This is a genomic window from Pantoea allii (assembly GCF_046529425.1).
GTDB lineage: Bacteria > Pseudomonadota > Gammaproteobacteria > Enterobacterales > Enterobacteriaceae > Pantoea > Pantoea allii.
This window is the reverse complement of the sequence record NZ_CP125958.1, coordinates 238,742-258,292: the sequence shown is the minus strand read 5'-3', so window position 1 is coordinate 258,292 and position 19,551 is coordinate 238,742. Positions and strand designations below refer to the sequence as shown.

At 52.6% G+C, this 19,551-nt stretch carries 17 protein-coding genes; 9 read left to right on the top strand and 8 right to left on the bottom strand.

Annotated elements, in window-relative coordinates; translation table 11 throughout:
* The first annotated feature begins 108 nt into the window (after positions 1-108).
* Positions 109-1,440, top strand: coding sequence for an MFS transporter (locus QNH99_RS01185; RefSeq protein ID WP_410517207.1), 1,332 nt, complete (start codon positions 109-111; stop codon positions 1,438-1,440).
* Between the two features lie 61 nt (positions 1,441-1,501).
* Here the strand turns inward: QNH99_RS01185 and QNH99_RS01180 are convergent, their stop codons facing one another.
* Positions 1,502-2,413 (bottom strand): LysR family transcriptional regulator, encoded by a 912-nt coding sequence (locus tag QNH99_RS01180; RefSeq protein ID WP_109717866.1) that lies wholly within the window; start codon positions 2,411-2,413, stop codon positions 1,502-1,504.
* 118 nt (positions 2,414-2,531) lie between these two features.
* On the opposite strand from QNH99_RS01180, the gene QNH99_RS01175 reads away from it, so the two are divergent.
* Genes QNH99_RS01175 through QNH99_RS01150 form a run of 6 tightly spaced genes read left to right on the top strand, consistent with a single transcriptional unit; the run spans position 2,532 to position 8,539 of the window.
* On the top strand, positions 2,532-3,503 hold the full coding sequence (locus QNH99_RS01175; protein WP_109717867.1) for an amino acid ABC transporter substrate-binding protein: 972 nt from the start codon (positions 2,532-2,534) through the stop codon (positions 3,501-3,503).
* Between the two features lie 33 nt (positions 3,504-3,536).
* A complete protein-coding gene (hilA, locus tag QNH99_RS01170) occupies positions 3,537-4,427 on the top strand; it encodes an L-isoleucine 3(1)-dioxygenase (protein WP_172897022.1) in 891 nt (296 codons plus the stop codon).
* Between the two features lie 53 nt (positions 4,428-4,480).
* Positions 4,481-5,224 (top strand): 3(1)-hydroxy-L-isoleucine 4-dioxygenase HilB, encoded by a 744-nt coding sequence (hilB, locus tag QNH99_RS01165; RefSeq protein WP_109717869.1) that lies wholly within the window; start codon positions 4,481-4,483, stop codon positions 5,222-5,224.
* Entirely contained in the window at positions 5,212-5,946 is a 735-nt protein-coding gene (locus QNH99_RS01160; RefSeq protein ID WP_283350899.1) for an SDR family NAD(P)-dependent oxidoreductase, read from the top strand. The genes hilB and QNH99_RS01160 overlap by 13 nt, the downstream gene beginning before the upstream one ends.
* A gap of 48 nt (positions 5,947-5,994) precedes the next feature.
* The gene (locus QNH99_RS01155) at positions 5,995-7,251 is read left to right on the top strand and encodes an ATP-grasp domain-containing protein (protein ID WP_410517206.1); all 1,257 of its coding nucleotides are present in this window, start codon (positions 5,995-5,997) and stop codon (positions 7,249-7,251) included.
* A 46-nt stretch (positions 7,252-7,297) separates the two neighbouring features.
* Complete coding sequence (locus QNH99_RS01150; protein ID WP_109717872.1) at positions 7,298-8,539, top strand: MFS transporter; 1,242 nt, start codon at positions 7,298-7,300, stop codon at positions 8,537-8,539.
* Between the two features lie 74 nt (positions 8,540-8,613).
* On the opposite strand, the gene ilvC is transcribed toward QNH99_RS01150, so the two are convergent.
* Positions 8,614-10,089 (bottom strand): ketol-acid reductoisomerase, encoded by a 1,476-nt coding sequence (gene ilvC, locus QNH99_RS01145; protein ID WP_063877644.1) that lies wholly within the window; start codon positions 10,087-10,089, stop codon positions 8,614-8,616.
* Between the two features lie 161 nt (positions 10,090-10,250).
* Here ilvC and ilvY point away from each other — a divergent pair, with 161 nt between their 5' ends.
* Entirely contained in the window at positions 10,251-11,132 is an 882-nt protein-coding gene (ilvY, locus tag QNH99_RS01140; RefSeq protein ID WP_063877645.1) for an HTH-type transcriptional activator IlvY, read from the top strand.
* Here ilvY and ilvA read toward each other — a convergent pair whose 3' ends face one another.
* The 6 genes from ilvA to ilvL form a co-directional block, all read right to left on the bottom strand.
* Entirely contained in the window at positions 11,133-12,680 is a 1,548-nt protein-coding gene (ilvA, locus tag QNH99_RS01135; RefSeq protein ID WP_063877646.1) for a threonine ammonia-lyase, biosynthetic, read from the bottom strand.
* A 1-nt stretch (position 12,681) separates the two neighbouring features.
* The gene (gene ilvD, locus QNH99_RS01130) at positions 12,682-14,532 is read right to left on the bottom strand and encodes a dihydroxy-acid dehydratase (protein WP_410515907.1); all 1,851 of its coding nucleotides are present in this window, start codon (positions 14,530-14,532) and stop codon (positions 12,682-12,684) included.
* Between the two features lie 59 nt (positions 14,533-14,591).
* The gene (locus QNH99_RS01125; protein ID WP_063877648.1) at positions 14,592-15,521 is read right to left on the bottom strand and encodes a branched-chain amino acid transaminase; all 930 of its coding nucleotides are present in this window, start codon (positions 15,519-15,521) and stop codon (positions 14,592-14,594) included.
* A gap of 18 nt (positions 15,522-15,539) precedes the next feature.
* Positions 15,540-15,797, bottom strand: coding sequence for an acetolactate synthase 2 small subunit (gene ilvM / locus QNH99_RS01120; RefSeq protein WP_410517205.1), 258 nt, complete (start codon positions 15,795-15,797; stop codon positions 15,540-15,542).
* Positions 15,794-17,440 carry an acetolactate synthase 2 catalytic subunit gene (gene ilvG / locus QNH99_RS01115; RefSeq protein ID WP_172897024.1) on the bottom strand — a complete coding sequence of 549 codons (1,647 nt, stop codon included), beginning with the start codon at positions 17,438-17,440 and terminating at the stop codon, positions 15,794-15,796. Before ilvG ends, ilvM begins: the two co-directional genes overlap by 4 nt.
* Before the next feature lie 150 nt (positions 17,441-17,590).
* Positions 17,591-17,689: an ilv operon leader peptide gene (ilvL, locus tag QNH99_RS01110; RefSeq protein ID WP_071785161.1), complete on the bottom strand. Its 99-nt coding sequence runs from the start codon at positions 17,687-17,689 to the stop codon at positions 17,591-17,593.
* A 329-nt stretch (positions 17,690-18,018) separates the two neighbouring features.
* Here ilvL and QNH99_RS01105 point away from each other — a divergent pair, with 329 nt between their 5' ends.
* Positions 18,019-19,539 (top strand): YifB family Mg chelatase-like AAA ATPase, encoded by a 1,521-nt coding sequence (locus QNH99_RS01105; protein WP_096012728.1) that lies wholly within the window; start codon positions 18,019-18,021, stop codon positions 19,537-19,539.
* The last annotated feature ends 12 nt before the right edge of the window (positions 19,540-19,551 follow it).

The following is a 19,551-nucleotide window of genomic DNA, read 5'->3' as shown; positions in this document are numbered from 1 at the left end:
TTCCACTTTTGACGGCGCAACACCACTGACCACGGGGTTTTCAGCCATTGAATGCCGTTATACAGGTGCGTAAGATTCCCTATCTGTCATTAAAAATAAGAAACATTTATGCAAGCCTCTTTCTCTGAACCGCTTGATCAGCAAAACGATCCCACGCCAGTCAACTCACGGAGTAAAGTGGTGGTCGCCTCGCTGGTCGGCACCGCTATCGAATTCTTCGATTTCTATATTTATGCCACGGCTGCCGTGATCGTTTTTCCTCATATCTTCTTTCCTCAGGGTGATGCCACCGTTGCCACACTGCAGTCGCTGGCCACCTTTGCTATCGCGTTTATCGCACGCCCAATCGGCTCTGCCCTGTTTGGTCACTTTGGTGACCGCGTAGGCCGCAAAGCTACGTTAGTTGCCTCACTGCTGACCATGGGCATCTCAACCGTGGTCATCGGTTTGTTGCCCAGCTACCAGAGCATTGGCGTACTGGCGCCGCTGCTGCTGGCGCTGGCGCGCTTTGGTCAGGGTTTAGGTCTGGGCGGTGAATGGGGCGGTGCAGCCCTGCTGGCCACCGAGAATGCCCCCGCCAAAAAGCGTGCGCTATATGGCTCCTTCCCGCAGCTCGGTGCGCCCATCGGCTTCTTCTTTGCCAATGGCACCTTTCTGTTGCTCTCATGGCTGCTGACCGACGAGCAGTTTATGCAGTGGGGCTGGCGCGTGCCGTTTGTCCTGTCTGCCGTGCTGGTGTTGATTGGTCTGTATGTGCGCGTATCGCTGCATGAAAGCCCGGTGTTTGCCAAAGTGCAGAAAGAGAAGAAGCAGGTGCGTGTCCCGATTGCTTCGCTCCTGAGTAAACATCTGACGGCAACGATACTTGGCACCTTCATCATGCTTGCCACCTATACGCTGTTTTACATCATGACCGTGTACTCCATGAGTTACGGTACCGCCGCCGCGCCTGCCGGCCTGGGGATCTCACGTAACAGTATGCTGTGGATGCTGATGATGGCGGTCATTGGGTTTGGCGTGATGGTGCCGATTGCGGGCCTGCTGGCCGATCGCTTTGGTCGCCGTAAGACCATGATCGTCATTACGCTGATGATTATTGGCTTTTCGTTTCTGTTCCCGGTGATGTTGGGATCGGGCTCACAGGCGCTGGTGATGGCTTTCCTGCTGCTGGGCTTGAGCATTATGGGACTGACCTTTGGCCCGATGGGGGCGCTGCTGCCTGAGCTGTTCCCGACAGAAGTGCGTTATACCGGTGCATCCTTCTCTTATAACCTGTCGTCGATTCTGGGCGCCTCGGTTGCGCCCTATATCGCCACCTGGCTGAATGCGCATTACGGCTTGTATGCCGTCGGTTTGTATCTGGCCTCGATGGCGTTTCTGACGCTGCTGGCGCTGATTGCCTGCAAAGAAACGCGGCATCAAACGCTGTATGAAGTGTAAATTCCGCCAGCATTGATTAAACCCGGCGCAGGCCGGGTTTTTTTATGGGTTTCAGGTCACGCTATTTCGCTTTCAGCCAGGCCATAAAATCGTCAATAAACACACGGGTTTTTAGCGGCAGCAGACGGTTAGGTAAGGTGATGGCGTAGGTGGTCATCGAGAGCGTATTTTCAATCCGCCAGTCCGGTAACACGCGACGTAACTGCCCATTGAGCAAATAGCCATTCGCGATAAAGGTGGGGATTAACGCAATGCCCACGCCCTGCAATATCGCATCGATCATGGCATCGCTGTTGTTTATCATCAGCCGGGGCGTAAGCATGACGCTCTCCAGCGTGTCGTTTAACCAGAAACGCCATTCCCCGCGAAACTGTGCGTCGTCTGGGAAGAAAATATTATGCTGTTTGAGCTCGCCCGGCATATCCGGCAGTTTCTGATCATAGTGCTCGGCACACACTAAAACATAATCAACAGGCATTAATGCACGCGCCACCATATTAACAGGTGGTGTGTCCGTTACGCGCAGTGCCAGGTCGTACGACTCGTGTGTCAGGTTAACCAGATGGTCAGTCAGATTTAATTCAATATTGATTTCAGCATAGCGCCGCAGAAAGCCGGGCAGAAAAGGAGTCAGTAAAATTTTCCCAAGCGTTGTGGGCGCGGTAATACGCAGCAATCCTTTAGGCGCGTCACTGTAACTGTCTGCCTGGGAAAACAGGGATTTAGTTGCGGCGATAACTGATAAAGCCTGGTGATATATTTCTTGTCCCGCCTCGGTCACAGCGAGCGCGCGCGTCGAGCGGGTAAAAAGTAAGACATTTAACCTTTTTTCCAGCCTGTCTATCATACGACTCACTGAAGATGGCGTCATGGACAGCGCTCTTGCAGCCGAAGAAAAACTACCACTTTCAACAACCTGAACAAATAAAACCAACCCAGGCAAGACTTCCGTTAATTCATTTATGTTCTTCACGCACAGCTCTTTTGCATCTCAACTATCTAGCCAAGCTAGCACCGAACAGTATGATGTTCAACAGAGGTTTGCTGACATGAAACCTTATTATTCTTAATACTTTATTCACAGGCTAGCTATGTTTGAACACTCGGTAATCAAACGCATTGAACAGCATGATGTATTAAATGTTGGTGTTAGTTTAGGTTTCAAGGGCCTTTCGCAGCGAGATCCCCTCCATAATCAATGGAATGGGTTTGATATCGATCTGGCACGCGCTGTGGCTATCGCCGTGCTAGGCGACGCCGGCAAAATTCACTTCGTGCCCTTGCAGTCTGCCGATCGCTTTCAGGCGCTACGCGATGGTGTGATCGACCTTGGCACCTTTAACGCTAGCGTGACCTTTCAACGCGAAGCGGAATTCGGTATCCACTTTCTGCATCCTATGTTGTTTGATGGGGAAGTACTCATGACATCGCTCAGTAACCTGACAGAAGAAGCACCACAAGCCAGGTTTACTCGTCAACGTCGTATTGCCGCTATGCGTGGCTCAACAACCGAAGAAAATCTTACCCGTTATTTTGATGCACTCGAATTGCCCTGTGAGATTCTGCTCTTCAATTCCCCGCAGCAGGCTAGACAGGCCTATGAATCAGGAGAATGTGATATCTACTGTCTGGATGGCTATCTGCTAGCCGGTGAGCATCAGCAGTTAACAGACAGCACTCAACATCTTATCCTGGACGATCGCATTTCTCTGGAGGCAATGGCCCCCGCAGTCAGCGCCGCTGACCCACAGTGGTATATTGCGACAAAATGGATTATGCGTGCGCTCATTGAAGCCGAGAACCTGGGCATTACGCAAAATAACATTATTGAAAAGAGTAATAACGCTGAGGGTTATTTAAAAACCTTTCTTTATCCTGATGTGAATTTATGTTCACAATTAGGCCTACAGCCTGACTTTATTCGACAAATCATTCGTAAAGTTGGCAATTATAGCGAAATATTTGAGCGTAACCTGGGGAACAAGTCGGAATTAAAACAACACCGACGCGATAATAAACCCTGGGCTGAAGGTGGAATGCTCTGGTCACCGCTTTTTATTTAAATTTTATCCAAATGGCATGGAAACGGAAATACTATGACTGATTTACTGGCCTTAGAGCCGACGCAAAGCACATTAACCGGATCGCAAAAAAGTAATTTTGGCTACTTAGAATCGTCGGACGGTGTGATTAATTTCTCTGTAGTTAAAAACATCATTCTTAATGGCCATCATCACGGTAATGTTTTATATATTATCCGTAATTATGCATCCAAAGCCGTATGTGGAAAACTGGCGACAAGTTTTGACGACAGCGTTACGCAAAGTGGCGGCAATCGCGCTGACGATGGTTTTGTTTTAACTAACCAGATTGGCGCAACGCAATTTTCACGTAATGGTGAACAATATATCAGTGAGGTCAATCGTGTAAATCAAAGCGTCACTGACCTGATGGGAACAACGACTGAAGAAGACAGCGAATCACTTTTTCTGAACCGAACACTGGAAAACGGGTTTCTTGAGCGAGGCATTCATTTTGGCCCGGCCCGCTTTAAGAACGGCTATGCCTGTTTTGCCACATTTCGTCGCTGGCTTGATAACGGTGTTATGTCACTTATGCCACATGAAGATATGGCTCAGGTTGATTTCGCGAAGGAAGATGGTTTTGAGATTGCCCATACCCAAACCGTAACAGCCTATAATGTATGTCTGGAAGCCGCACAGGGCGGAGGACAACTTAAAATCTGGAATCTGATCCCCGATCAACGCTGCCGTGAAAAACTGGGTGTAACCCGTACAGGCTATCCTTATCCGCCGCATCTTCTAAATGATATAGACTCACTTTCTGTTCAGTTGAATGCTGGCGACCTTTACTTTATGAATGCCTGCCACTTACATGGCGTGAGCAGCGTCAGTGAAGGAAGCCGACTCACTGCAGGGCGCTTTATTGGTAAATTGAACGATCGTAAAGTTGTTTACTGGACATAGTCCACGGACTGAATTTAAAAAAACAACCCTGTTTTCATTCAGAGATAATATAAATAATGGAATATGCAACGCATCTCTCCAGGCAAGGCTATGCCTTCATCCCTGGTGATTATTATCATTCAATTGACGCCATGCAGTTTTCAAATAAAGAAGCCTTCTTAGATGCGCTGGAGGGATTTAAAAAAGGTTATGAGAATTTACTTCTTGATCCTTACTCTGCAGGCAATCGCTGGCGCGGCTATGCTCAATGCAAAAGAAATGAAAAGGGAGAGTTAACGTTCGGAAAATTCAACCCTTATAAACAAACCAAAGCCTATAATCCCGATACTGGCGATATTATTCGTGATTATCCGCTGCTGCCTGAAGAGATTACTGGCAATCGTCTGTTTCAAACGCTGTTACATGATGATTTTTCGTTGGTAGACGCTTATGAACGCATCGGACCTGCTGACAGCCTGACCGTAGGCATTCACCTGTTTCGTTATCAGGCTACGGAAGATGCACCGGCGTACAGTTCACCCGTGTGGCTGCATAAAGACGATGAAGACGTGGTGTTTGTGCATATGATTAATGCCTCACCAAATATGCTGGGCGGAGACAGTCTGATTGCCAGTCATCCACGCAGCATTGACCGTGTGCTGCGGTTAGAACAGCTCTTCGACACATTAGTGGTTAATCACGACAAACTTCATGCCGTCACTCCCGTTGGCGCACGTGAAAACAGTGGCCCTGCTCAACGCGACATCATTCTGATCACGTTTCAGAAAAACGAGGAGAAGACAGCATGTCCGGTCTGAAGCTTAAAGCCATCATTACGGGGGCATCCAGTGGAATTGGCCGCGCGCTGGTCAAGGCTTTCCTGGACAAAGGTTATCAGGTTGAGGGTATCGATCGTTCATCATCGGAATTTAACGATACGTCAGCCTATCGCCATCATCAGTTAGACGTGACTGACTCGGCCCGTTTAGCCGCCCTGTTCGAAACCCTGGAATACGGCGAGGCTAATAACGTTCTGGTTAACTGTGCAGGTACCCGTGAAATCTGCAGTATCGCCGATTTAACGCTGGCACAGTGGGACGCCGTTTTTGCCCTCAATGTTACAGCCAGCTTTATTGCAGGGCGTGCTTTTTGCCAACAATTGGTAAACCAGAATCGCCCTGGAAATATGGTCAATCTGGCCTCCGTTTCAGGATTGATGGGTGAGCCTGATCGAACCGCTTATGTCTCATCAAAACACGCCGTCATTGGCCTGACGAAACAACTGGCACTCGAATACGGCAAACACTCTATTCGTGTCAATGCGATTGCGCCCGGCGTTATTCGTACGCCACTGACGGAGTCTTATTACCACAATGACTCGCAGCTTGAAAAAATTAAGCGTGGCCAGTTTTTACCGGTACTGGGTGAGACAGGTGACGTTGCCGAAGCGGCACTTTATCTGACCGCCCCGGAGAATCGTTTTGTCACAGGTTCAACATTGGTCATCGATGGTGGCTGGACGCTGGGAAAAGATCTTTAACTTTCTTGGGTCAGATAAACGGCCCAACCTCTTTGCAGGAGAAGCAACATGGATAAGCGTTATATATTAATTTTAGGCGGCGAGTTTTCCCTTCGTGAACGTGTATTAGCCGGTGCACTGCGCGCATCAGGCGGAATGCAGGTGCTCACCATGGCAAAAAATCGTACCAATGCCGCAATCAAATTTTTTGACGGCTATTTGTCAGGTGATGTCGCCGATGAAAACGCCGTATTGGATGCGGTAAAAGCCCATGAAGCTTCAACCGGATTCAAACCCGCCGCCGCCATTCCTATGAATGATTTCACTGTCCGCGCCGCCAGTCTGGTGGCTGAACATTATCAGTTGCATGGTAATAGTCGTCAGACTATTCACAATTGCCGTGACAAGTTTGTCATGAAGCAACTGCTGGAGAAGGCCGGATTACCGGTGCCACGTTTTGCCGCATTCAGTACGCTGGAAGAACTCAGACACCATATTCGTGATATTGGGCTGCCTGTCGTTATTAAGCCCCGTGAAATGGCCGGCAGCCTTGGTGTCTTAAAGATTACCCGAGAAGAGGAGATTGAACCGAGCTTTGCCCGAAGCGTGGCTGATGTGATCTCACTCAACGGCGAATCTTATGCCCCAGAGGATCTCTTCCAGGTAGAAGAGTATATTCCCTCCCTTCAGGAAGTCAGCGTCGAGGTGATAAACCAAGGTGACTACCATCGCGCTATTGCCGTAACCGACAAATACCTGGGTGAGGAACCCCATTTTGTCGAAGTGGGGCACAGTGTCCCTTCCGTTCATGCCAGTAACGCACAGTTGCGGGATATCGCGGAGCGCGCCTGTCATGCCCTGGGTATTCATTATGGCGTGGCGCATTTTGAAGCACGAATCACGCCTGCAGGAGAGATCAAAATCATTGAAGTGGGTGCCCGCACCGGCGGCGACACGATTATGGATCTGGTTGAACGGAGCTATGGCATTAATCCTTATGAGCTTCATGTCTTGAGCCATTTGAACGCCCTTAAACCACTGGCAGAGCCTTTGTTGCCGAAAGGGCTGAGTGCAGTGGCCTTTATCAAAGCGCCTGTCGGAACAATTGAAAAAGTCACGCTTCCTTCCAGCCTCCCCGATCACATTGTGAATATGCAGATCACCGCAAAACCGCTGGATACATCGAAGAAGCTCGAATCCTGGAAAAACCGCGAGGGATCGGTGGAGTTTTTCTGGCCCAGCCGGAAGCCGGAAGCCGGTTTCAATGAGCATCTACGTACCGCTGATGACCTGGCTAATACGCTCTTTACCTTACGCCAGGCGTGATCATCCTTGAGCCGCTGCAAAGCGGCTCTCAAGCAGGAGTACCGTTATGTCTGCCGAAAACTTCGGTTTAAAGCGCTTCGTCTTTTCCCGTTTTGTCGGTGCGTTGTGCGATCAGTTTTTACTGTTTGCCGTTCCTCTGGCCATTCTCAAGGCCACCGGATCGCTTACGCTTTCATCCCTGGCCTTTGTGATTGAATGGCTGCCCCGCATTATTTTTTTTCCGTTATCGGGATTTATGGCTGACCGCATCAAGCCGCGTTTCATCTTTTTCAACGTAGATGCGCTTCGTGCCGTGCTAATGGTGGCTGTTTTTACCCTTCTCTACTGGTATCCGGGGTCAACTTTTCCCGCGCTGGCCGCGATGATGGCTTTGTTGTCTGTCGCCTATGTGCTCAACTTTGTGGCCACTGACGCCCTGCTTCCTCGTCATTTGTCCAGTCAGGCGTTGCCAAAAGCTCACTCCATGCTGCAGGGCGTCGATCAAATCACTATGGTGCTGGGGCCTGCTATCGCAGTGGCGATTTCGTCATGGGGCGGCATCAATAGCATTTTGGTCGTCGCAGCGGTGCTGTTTGCCATATCGGCTATTAATTATCTTTTCCTGGAAACACATGACCTGGAGGTCACGGAAAAGCTTGGGTTTCATACTTTACTCGCGTCTAACCGAACGGCATTGCAAGTACTCAAGAAAAACAAAATTCTGCTGCACCTGTGTGCGCTGACCTGGGTCGTGAATCTGGTTTACGGCGCGGCGCTGGTCGTGAGCGCAGCGGTCATTTTGAAAGAGTTCAACCTGTCAGATCGCTATTTTGGTGCTTTGCAGACAACGGCTGCCCTCGTCACTATTGTGACATTCTTCTTTGTTCCACGGTTTGCCAGCCGCTTTGGTCTGTCAACGCTGGGCACCTTTTCGTTTTGCGCCATGATTCTTGCGGGCGCGGTGATGTCGTTTTCCATGGATTATGCGATGTACCTGGTGGGCTATGCAGTCTTAATGGCTTTTGATGGTGCTTTCAGCGTCTACCTGCGTACGCTACGGAGCCAGGTGATTCCTAAAGAACATTTAGGTAAAACCATGGGGATAATTGGCTTAATGAACATGTGTTCCGTACCGGCAAGCGGTGCTGTGGTATCTCTCCTGTCCGGCCATTTTATGCCGCTACAAATCATTAGCATTATTCTGGTCGCCGCACTGGTGTTTGGCCTGGTTTTGATTTTCTTTGGCCGCCGCGTCTTCGGTTACAAAAGCCTGCTGCCGCCTGTGATTGCGGCAGAATCTTCCTGCTAAATGAAAAAGGGCGCAGCCAGATGGCTGCGCCCTTTTCACGTCTAACGTTTTGCTGAAAACGGTGTCGCTCTGATTTAGCCCGCAACCGCGATACGTTTCATATCGGTCATGTAGCCACGCAGTTTGCGGCCAACCTGCTCGATAGGATGCTGACGAACGGCTTCGTTAACATCGCGCAGCTGGGCGTTATCAACCTGAGTGCCTTCAATCGCTTTGCCCAGATCGCCTGGCTGCAGCGTGGTCATGAACTCTTTCAGCAATGGCACCGCAGCGAAGGAGAACAGGTAGTTGCCGTATTCAGCGGTGTCTGAGATTACCACGTTCATTTCGTACAGACGCTTACGCGCAATAGTGTTCGCAATCAGCGGCAGCTCGTGCAGTGATTCGTAGTACGCGGACTCTTCGATGATGCCTGCATCAACCATGGTTTCAAACGCCAGCTCAACGCCCGCTTTTACCATCGCGACCATAACAACACCTTTGTCATAGTACTCCTGCTCTTCGATTTTACCGTCGAACTGTGGTGCGGTTTCAAACGCGGTTTTGCCGGTCTCTTCGCGCCAGGTCAGCAGTTTCTTATCGTCGTTAGCCCAGTCAGCCATCATGCCGGAAGAGAACTCGCCAGAAATGATGTCATCCATATGTTTCTGGAACAGCGGTGCCATGATGGTTTTCAGCTGTTCAGACAGCGCGTAAGCACGCAGTTTTGCCGGGTTAGACAGACGATCCATCATCAGTGTGATACCACCAAACTTCAGGGATTCGGTGATGGTTTCCCAGCCAAACTGAATCAGTTTTTCGGTGTACGCCGCATCGTGCCCTTCTGCCACCAGCTTGTCGAAGCACAGCAGAGAACCGGCCTGCAGCATGCCACACAGGATAGTCTGCTCGCCCATCAGGTCAGATTTAACTTCGGCAACAAAGGACGACTCCAGCACGCCAGCACGATCGCCGCCAGTTGCAGAAGCCCAGGCTTTAGCGATGGCCATGCCCTCGCCTTTAGGATCGTTTTCCGGGTGAACCGCGATCAGCGTAGGGACACCAAAACCGCGTTTGTATTCTTCACGTACTTCGGTGCCCGGACACTTCGGTGCAACCATCACGACGGTGATGTCTTTACGAATCGTTTCGCCCACTTCCACGATGTTGAAACCGTGTGAATAGCCCAGTGCTGCGCCATCCTTCATCAGCGGCTGAACGGCCTGCACGACTGCAGAGTGCTGTTTGTCCGGCGTCAGGTTAACCACCAGATCGGCCTGTGGAATCAGTTCTTCGTAAGTGCCAACTTTAAAACCATTTTCTGTTGCTTTACGGAATGAGGCACGTTTTTCAGCAATGGCTTCTGCACGCAGCGTATAGGACACATCCAGACCCGAATCGCGCATGTTCAGGCCCTGGTTCAGACCCTGAGCACCGCAGCCAACGATGACAATCTTCTTGCCTTTCAGGAAGCTGGCACCGTCCGCGAATTCGTCACGTCCCATAAAACGACACTTGCCCAGTTGCGCCAACTGGTTGCGCAGATTCAATGTGTTGAAGTAATTAGCCATGCGAACTCCGGTTAAATGTTGTGTTTGCTTTTGTTTGATGACGGCATCAGGTTCAGCGCCGCGAATGACCCCATCATATGACAGGATTTCTGTTGCTTAAATTGATATATTAACAACGTTACATTGCAATAATTGCAATGTCGTCCTAAGGTGAGACTCACATGGATCTACGCGATCTCAAATTGTTTCTTCATTTGGCAGAAAGCTGCCATTTTGGCCGCACCGCACGCGCTATGCATGTCAGTCCTTCCACGCTGTCGCGTCAGATCCAACGGCTGGAAGAAGATGTCGGCCACGCCTTGTTTCTGCGCGATAACCGCACCGTGGCGCTCACCGAAGCGGGCGAAAGACTCAAACTGTTTGCACAACAAACCTTACTGCAGTATCAGCAATTGCGCCATGCCATGGATCTCAACGGCCCCTCACTCAGTGGTGAACTACGGCTGTTTTGCTCGGTGACTGCTGCATACAGCCATCTTCCGCCTATTCTGGATCGCTTTCGCGCCGAACATCCGCAGGTTGAAATCAAACTGACCACCGGGGATGCGGCGGATGCGATTGAAACGGTGCAGTCTGGCAATGCGGATCTGGCTATCGCCGGCCGCCCTGAATCGCTGCCTGCCAGCATAGACTTCACCACGCTGGGGCTGCTTCCGCTGGGCCTGATTGCGCCTGCACTGCCGTGCCCGGTGCGCACTCAGGCAACAGAAGCCGCACCTGACTGGTCACAGATTCCGTTTATTCTGCCCGAGCAGGGGCCCGTTCGTCGGGCTATTGATCTGTGGTTCCGTCGTCACCGCATCGTCAACCCGCTGATTTACGCTACGGTAGCGGGCCATGAAGCGATCGTTTCGATGGTGGCGCTCGGTTGTGGCATTGCCTTGCTGCCGGATGTAGTGCTGGAGAACAGCCCTGAGCCGGTACGAAACCGGGTGCTGCCCCTGGAAAATGTGGAGTCGGTCGCGCCGCTGGAACTGGGCGTTTGTGTACAAAAAAAGCGGCTCGGTGAGCCGCTGATTAATGCGTTCTGGCATCTGCTGTAATTACTGACCCGCCAGAAAAAAACGAAAAGCCGGGTTATGGGTTTCGTCATGGAAATCATAACCCAGGTCGGTAAGATGCTCTTCAAAACGCGGCTCATCGTTACCCAGCTCAAATGCCGTGAGCACCCGGCCATAATCGGTTCCGTGGCTACGGTAATGAAACAACGAGATATTCCAGTGCGTACCCAGCGTTTGCAGAAATTTGAGTAACGCGCCAGGCGCTTCCGGGAATTCAAAGCTGAACAAACGCTCACGCAGCGGCTTGGAAGGACGCCCACCGACCATGTAACGCACATGCAGCTTTGCCATTTCATCATCAGAGAGATCAACCACCTGATAACCGTTTTCCGTTAACTGGCTGATGATCTCAGCGCGTTCTTCCATTCCACGAGTCAGGCGCACGCCAACGAAAATGCAGGCCTTATCGGTGTCGGCATAGCGGTAGTTGAACTCAGTAATAGAGCGACCGCCCAGCGTCTGACAGAACTTCAGGAAACTGCCCTGTTGTTCCGGGATGGTGACGGCCAGAAGCGCTTCGCGCTGTTCTCCCAGTTCGCAGCGTTCAGATACGTAGCGCAAGCCGTGGAAGTTGACGTTAGCACCTGACAAGACGTGCGCCAGACGCTCGCCTTTGATGTCATGCTGCTGAACATATTTCTTCATGCCCGCCAGCGCCAGCGCGCCTGAAGGCTCTGCCACGGCGCGCACATCTTCAAACAGGTCTTTCATTGCCGCGCAGATAGCATCGCTGTCCACGGTGACGATATCGTCAAGGTATTCCTGGCACAGACGGAAGGTTTCATCACCGATGCGTTTTACCGCCACGCCTTCGGCAAATAATCCCACGCGCGGTAAGTCTACCGGCTCCCCGGCATCCAGCGCCGCCTTCAGGCAGGCTGAATCTTCGGACTCTACGGCAATCACTTTAATTTGCGGCATCAGCTGCTTGATGAGGACCGCCACGCCGGCCGCCAGACCGCCACCGCCCACCGGGACAAAGACCCGATCAAGATGAGCGTCCTGCTGCAGCAGCTCCATCGCCAGCGTGCCCTGCCCGGCGATAACCGCCGGATGGTCAAAAGGTGGCACAAAGGTGTAACCCTGTTGCGACGCTAATTCGATGGCTTTGGCTTTGGCTTCGTCAAAGTTGGCACCAAACAGGAAGGCTTCTCCACCAAATGCGCGTACGGCATCCACCTTAATGTCGGCGGTAGCCAGTGGCATCACGATCAGTGACTTAATCCCTAGCTTCGTGGCAGATAACGCCACGCCCTGAGCATGGTTACCGGCAGACGCGGTGACGACACCGCGGGCTTTCTGCTCTTCATTAAGTCCGGCGATCATCGCGTAAGCACCGCGCACTTTAAAACTGTGCACCGGCTGGCGATCTTCTCGCTTTACCAGAATGGTGTTGCCCAGGCGCGCAGAGATTTTTTCCATCTTCTGCAGCGGCGTAACCAGAGCCACTTCGTAGACCGGTGAACGCAATACAGCGCGCAAATACTCGGCGCCGCAGGGCGCCTCGGGTAGCGGTTGAGCCTCAGCCATTTTAGCCTCCCAGCTTACTCTTATCGCGCACTGCACCTTTGTCGGCACTGGTGGCGAGCGATGCATAGGCACGCAGTGCAAACGACACTTCACGCTGACGATTCACCGGCGTGTAAGCCTCGTCGCCACGAGCCTGCTGTTCTTCACGGCGCGCGTGCAGTTCATTATCCGGCACGGCCAATTTGATACCGCGGTTCGGGATATCGATTTCAATCGTATCGCCATCTTTGACCAGAGCGATGGTGCCGCCGTTCGCGGCCTCCGGTGAGGCGTGGCCAATTGACAGGCCGGACGTACCGCCTGAGAAGCGACCGTCGGTGATCAGCGCACAGCTTTTACCCAGCCCCATTGATTTCAGGTAGGTCGTGGGATACAACATTTCCTGCATGCCCGGTCCGCCTTTAGGCCCTTCGTAGCGAATCACCACAACGTCACCCGCAACCACTTTGCCGCCGAGAATAGCTTCGACTGCATCATCCTGGCTCTCATACACTTTGGCCGGGCCGCTGAAGGTCAGAATCTCTTTGTCTACGCCCGCTGTTTTCACGATACAGCCATCTTCGGCGATGTTGCCGTACAGCACAGCCAGACCGCCGTCCTGCGAGTACGCGTTTTCGCGCGTACGGATACAGCCTTCAGCACGGTCATCATCCAGCGTGTCCCAACGGCAATTCTGTGAGAACGCCTGTGTGGTGCGAATACCGGCCGGGCCCGCGCGGAACATGTCCTTCACTGCCTGATCCTGGGTCAGCATGATGTCGTACTGATCGATCGTTTCACGCATGCTTTGCTGCAGGATGTTGCGTGCGCTGGTGTCGATAAGTCCGGCACGATCCAACTCGCCGAGAATACCGATCACGCCACCGGCACGGTGCACATCTTCCATGTGATATTTCGGGGTACTGGGTGCGACTTTGCACAGCTGAGGCACTTTGCGCGACAGGCGATCGATATCAGAGATATTGAAGTCGATCTCGCCTTCCTGCGCGGCAGCCAGCAAGTGCAACACGGTGTTGGTGGAGCCGCCCATGGCGATATCCAGCGTCATGGCGTTTTCAAACGCGGCCTTGTTAGCGATGTTACGCGGCAGCATGTTGGCATCGTCCTGCTCGTAATAGCGTTTAGTCAGGCTAACGATGCGCTTACCGGCGTTGATAAACAGCGTTTTACGGTCGGCGTGGGTGGCCAGCAGAGAACCGTTACCCGGTTGAGACAGGCCCAGCGCTTCAGTCAGGCAGTTCATGGAGTTCGCAGTGAACATGCCCGAACAGGAACCGCAGGTCGGACAGGCGGAACGTTCGATCTGCTCGCTGTCGGCATCGCTGACGTTCGGGTTGGCGCCCTGAATCATCGCATCAACCAGATCTAACTTGATGATCTGATCGGACAGCTTGGTCTTACCGGCTTCCATCGGGCCGCCGGACACAAAGATAACCGGAATGTTCAGGCGCAGTGACGCCATCAACATGCCTGGGGTGATTTTGTCGCAGTTTGAGATGCAAACCATGGCATCGGCACAGTGTGCATTTACCATGTACTCGACGGAATCAGCAATCAGTTCCCGGGAAGGCAGAGAATACAGCATGCCGCCATGGCCCATGGCAATACCGTCATCCACCGCGATCGTGTTGAACTCTTTGGCCACGCCACCAGCCGCTTCGATTTGCTCGGCAACCAGCTTACCCAGATCACGCAGGTGAACGTGGCCCGGTACAAACTGGGTGAAGGAGTTCACGACGGCGATAATCGGTTTGCCGAAATCATCGTCGGTCATTCCTGTTGCGCGCCAGAGGGCACGGGCACCGGCCATGTTGCGGCCGTGGGTGGTGGTAGCGGAACGGTACTTAGGCATGCTCTTTACTCCAGTGAAAATAAGTTCGCGGACATCCAGCGACATCCGCGCAGGTCTGGTTATGCGTTAACCGGGTCCAGCCAGCCCCATTTGTCTTCAGTCTCGCCGGTGAACAGGCCGAAGAAGGCCTGCTGAACGCGTTTGGTCACTGGTCCACATTTGCCTGCACCGACCTGAATACGATCCACGCTGCGTACTGGGGTGATTTCTGCTGCGGTGCCGGACATAAAGACTTCGTCGGCCAGGTAGAGCGATTCACGAGACAGTGCCTGTTCACGCACTTCGATGCCCATATCCCGCGCCAGCGTAATGATGGCATCGCGGGTGATGCCCGGCAGTGCAGATGAGGTAAACGGCGGGGTGAACAGCACACCGTCTTTCACTTCGAACAGGTTTTCGCCTGCCCCTTCTGAGATCAGGCCATTGGTATCCAGCGCGATCCCTTCCTGGTAGCCATGGCGACGTGCTTCGCTGCCCACTAACAGTGAGGAAAGGTAGTTGCCGCCTGCTTTCGCCGCGGTTGGCAGCGTGTTTGGCGCAACACGGTTCCATGAGGAAACCATCGCATCAATACCGTTTTCCAGCGCTTCAGCACCCAGATAAGCGCCCCACGGGAAGGCCGCAATGATCACGTCGGTCGTAAAGCCATCCGGCGGGTTCACGCCCAGTCCAACATCACCGACGAAAGCCAGCGGACGGATATAGGCGCTTTTCAGGTTGTTGACGCGAATGACTTCACGGCAGGCTTCCATCAGTTCATCAACGCTGTGTTTGATTGGGAAACGGTAGATTTTGGCGGAATCGTGCAGGCGCTGCATGTGCTCGCGGTGACGGAATACAACCGGCCCTTTATGGGAGTCATAGCAGCGAACGCCTTCAAATACCGATGTGCCGTAGTGCAACGCGTGAGACATCACGCTGACTTTTGCCTCTTCCCATTTAACCATTTCGCCGTTGAACCAAATAAAGTCTGCTTTCTTCGTGCTCATTATTATTTCCTATAGCGACTACGCGCGTATTTGTTGTGATGTCTGTTGTTGAATCTGGACGCAGGCGACATCCATCAGTTTTCTTAGCTGGGAAGACAGTAAATCGACAGAGCGCTGGCTGGCAACGGTCATTTCGATATTAATGTTTTCAGAGTTAGCGACAGTGGCCATGTTCATGGAACACACCTGAAAGCCACGATGGCGTACAACACGTAAAATACGTTCCAATATTTCAGGTCGAAAGCGCGCTTCGATAGACAATTGATGCTGGTTCATACGGTTTTCTCCATCATGTTGGCGTTGCTGGCACCAGGCGGTACCAATGGCCAGACGTTTTCATGCTCATCGATTGAAACATGCAGGAAGTAAGGGCCTTCACTGCTCAGCAGAGCATCGAGCGCGGCGTCGACTTGATCTTTACGGGTGATGCGCTGGCCGGGGATATCAAACGCGCTGGCCAGGGTAAGAAAGTCGGGGTTATCGGTCAGGATGGTTTCGCTGTAGCGGCCATCAAAAAACAGCTGCTGCCACTGGCGGACCATACCCAGGCGTTGGTTATCCAGCAGTAAGATTTTTACCGGCAGCTTACCGCGTTTGATCGTGCCCAGCTCCTGGATGTTCATCATGATTGAGCCATCGCCCGAGACGCAGATCACCGTATCGTTGGGACGCGCAACCTGCGCACCGATCGCCGCGGGCAGGCCAAAGCCCATGGTGCCTAATCCGCTGGAGGTGATGAAATCTTCAGGCGCGTCACAGGAGATATGCTGGGCCGCCCACATCTGGTGCTGACCGACGTCGGTCGTGATCACGGTGTTGGCAGGCTTGCGGTCGGACAGTTGTTTCAATAACAACGGCGCATAGATCGCTTCGCCGGGATGATCGTAGCGCCATGCATGCTGTACCTTCAGTGCGGTCACTTCGTCACGCCATGCCTGAATCTCTAAAGGCTGGCTCAGGGCGGGCAGAACGTGGTTAAGATCGCCTTGCAGCGAGACATGCGCACGGCGCAGCTTGTTCAGTTCTGCCGGGTCGACATCAAGGTGAATCACGCTTGCCAGCGGTGCAAAGGTGTCCAGCTTGCCTGTTACACGATCATCAAAACGTGCGCCAACCGCAATTAACAGATCACAAGATTGTACGGCCAGATTCGCAGCCTTGGTGCCGTGCATGCCCAGCATACCCAGATATAAATCGCTGTCTGCATCAATACTTCCCAGCCCTTTCAGCGTGGCGACCGCGGGTATGCCGGTTTCCTGCGCCAGGGCGCGCAGTGCCGGTACCGCCTGCGCCATTCCCACGCCGCCGCCCACGTATAACATCGGCTTTTTGGCCTGAGCCATCATCGCCCGTGCTTCCACTATCGCCTGATGCGGCATCGACATAACTTCCTCGACCGGCATCAACTGTGGTGAAGGCTCGCCTTTTGCCATCTGGATATCTTTTGGAATATCCACTAAAACCGGGCCGGGGCGACCGGACTGAGCGATAGCAAAGGCTTCAGCCATGACGGAAGGCAACTCGTCCAGCGACTCAACCATAAAACTGTGTTTCGTACAGGCTAATGACAGGCCAAGAACATCGATTTCCTGAAAGGCATCTGTACCGATAAACGCGGAAGAGACCTGACCGGTTAGCGCGACAACCGGAACGGAGTCCATCATAGCGTCGGCAAGTCCGGTGATCAGATTCGTCGCACCGGGGCCGGATGTTGCAATGCAAACGCCCGTTTTGCCGGTTGAACGGGCATAGCCGATAGCGGCCATGACGGCGCCCTGCTCATGACGGCACAACAGGTGTTCCACGCCGCCGTCGTATAGCGCATCGTATACTGGCATGATTGCACCGCCAGGATAGCCAAATACGATATCAACGCCCTGTGCGCGTAAAGCCTGAACTACCCATTGTGCACCTGTCATCGCTATTCTCCTGTGTCCTTAGGGGAACAACAGAATTTTATGCTACTGTTCATTGTTTGTTCCTTGCAGATTTACTAAGTTTTTGCCAGGCCAAAAAAAAACCCCCGGACCTTTCGGTGCGGGGGGTTTTTTAGAGTTCTGGCTTGATTTTTAAGCCTTTCTTGCTCCAAGCGTTGCCCCGCACAGTGGGTTAATAATCACCACCACGCTAATCACGACAAGGCTAATCACTAGTAGAAGGGCTTTCATAACGTATTCGATTCTTTCACTCGTTCGAAGTAATGCCTACAGAGTTATCATAGTTAGCAGGCTAAATACAACATTTTTTATCAGGTTTTTTATTCCATCAGACTGCACTCTTTCGTTATCAATTTGTTATTAAAAGAGTATTTCATCAGGTGCTGCTGCTGACAAAAAATGACGCTGATCGCATCCTCGTCGTTTCACAGCACGCTTCTGCAAAATAAGAAATCCAATGTATGACGAAGGAAAAGTTTGCGAGGGAAGGTACATTTCGCTGTTTTACCCTTCGCCGTACCTGAATCCCGCATGCAGAATTACCGTATTTGGGAGCGGCGATGTCATTATCAAAGGTGCTGACGCGGGCAGCCATCGGTGTTGAAGCACCGCTGGTTACGATTGAAGTGCATATCAGTAACGGGTTGCCTGCACTGACACTGGTGGGTTTACCCGAAACCACCGTCAAAGAAGCGCGTGAGCGCGTCCGTAGCGCCATCATAAACAGCGGTTTTGACTTCCCTGCCCGACGCATCACCATCAACTTAGGCCCGGCAGATTTACCTAAAGAAGGCGGCCGTTATGATTTGCCCATGGCTATCGCCATTCTGGTGGCCTCTGAACAGCTTCCTGCGGACAAGCTCGACCAGCACGAGTTTCTGGGTGAACTGGCCCTTAACGGTGCCCTGTGCGGCGTTCAGGGTGCCATTCCGGCGGCGTTGGCGGCGATTGAGGGCAACCGACAACTCATCCTTTCGGCAGAAAACCAGGCTGACGCGGGTTTGATCCGCAAAGGTGCGACCTTAGTCGCTGCGCACTTGATCGAAGTCTGTGCCTTTTTACACGGTAAGTGTGAATTAGCTGTTGCAGCCGCCCATACGGAACACGATGAAATCATCACAGACGATCTCCGCGATATTGTGGGTCAGGAACAGGGTCGGCGCGCCCTGGAAATTACCGCCGCAGGGGGACATAACCTGATGCTGATTGGGCCGCCAGGAACAGGCAAAACCATGCTCGCCACGCGCTTACCCGGCATCATGCCGCCGTTAAGCGATCAGGAAGCCTTAGAGTGCGCAGCCATTGCCAGCCTGAGCAATGCCGGACCGTGGCATCAGCAATGGCGTAAGCGGCCTTTCAGAGCGCCACATCATAGTGCTTCACTGTATGCTCTCATCGGTGGCGGTGCGTTACCCCGTCCAGGGGAGATCTCGCTGGCCCATAATGGCGTGCTGTTTCTGGATGAATTGCCTGAATTCCAGCGCAGCGTTCTGGATGCATTACGTGAACCCATTGAATCCGGTGAGGTGGCGATTTCACGGGCCAGGGCAAAAGTTGTTTATCCCGCACGCTTTCAGTTAATCGCCGCGATGAATCCCAGCCCAACCGGGCACTATCAAGGCCAGCATAACCGTACGTCGCCGCAGCAGATTCTGCGCTATCTCGGCAAGCTTTCTGGTCCTTTCCTCGACCGCTTTGATCTGTCCCTGGAAGTGCCCTTGCTTCCTGCCGGAATGTTGAGCCAGCAACGTCATGCCGGGGAAAGCTCTGCGGAGGTGCGTGAACGGGTACTCGCCGCACGTCAGATACAAATGGCGCGCTCAGGAAAGATCAACGCCCAGTTGGCGAATTCGGATGTACTACAGTGGTGTGAGATTACGCCGCCGGATGCCAAATGGCTTGAGTCGGTTTTAAATCAGTTGGGCTTATCGGTACGGGCGTGGCAACGTATTCTGAAAGTGGCTCGGACAGTGGCCGATTTAGCGGGTGAAGAGACGATTACGCGTCACCATCTTCAGGAAGCCGTCAGTTATCGTAGCATTGACCGGCTGATGATCTATCTTCATAAAAGCATGCAGTAAAAAGGGGCTTTC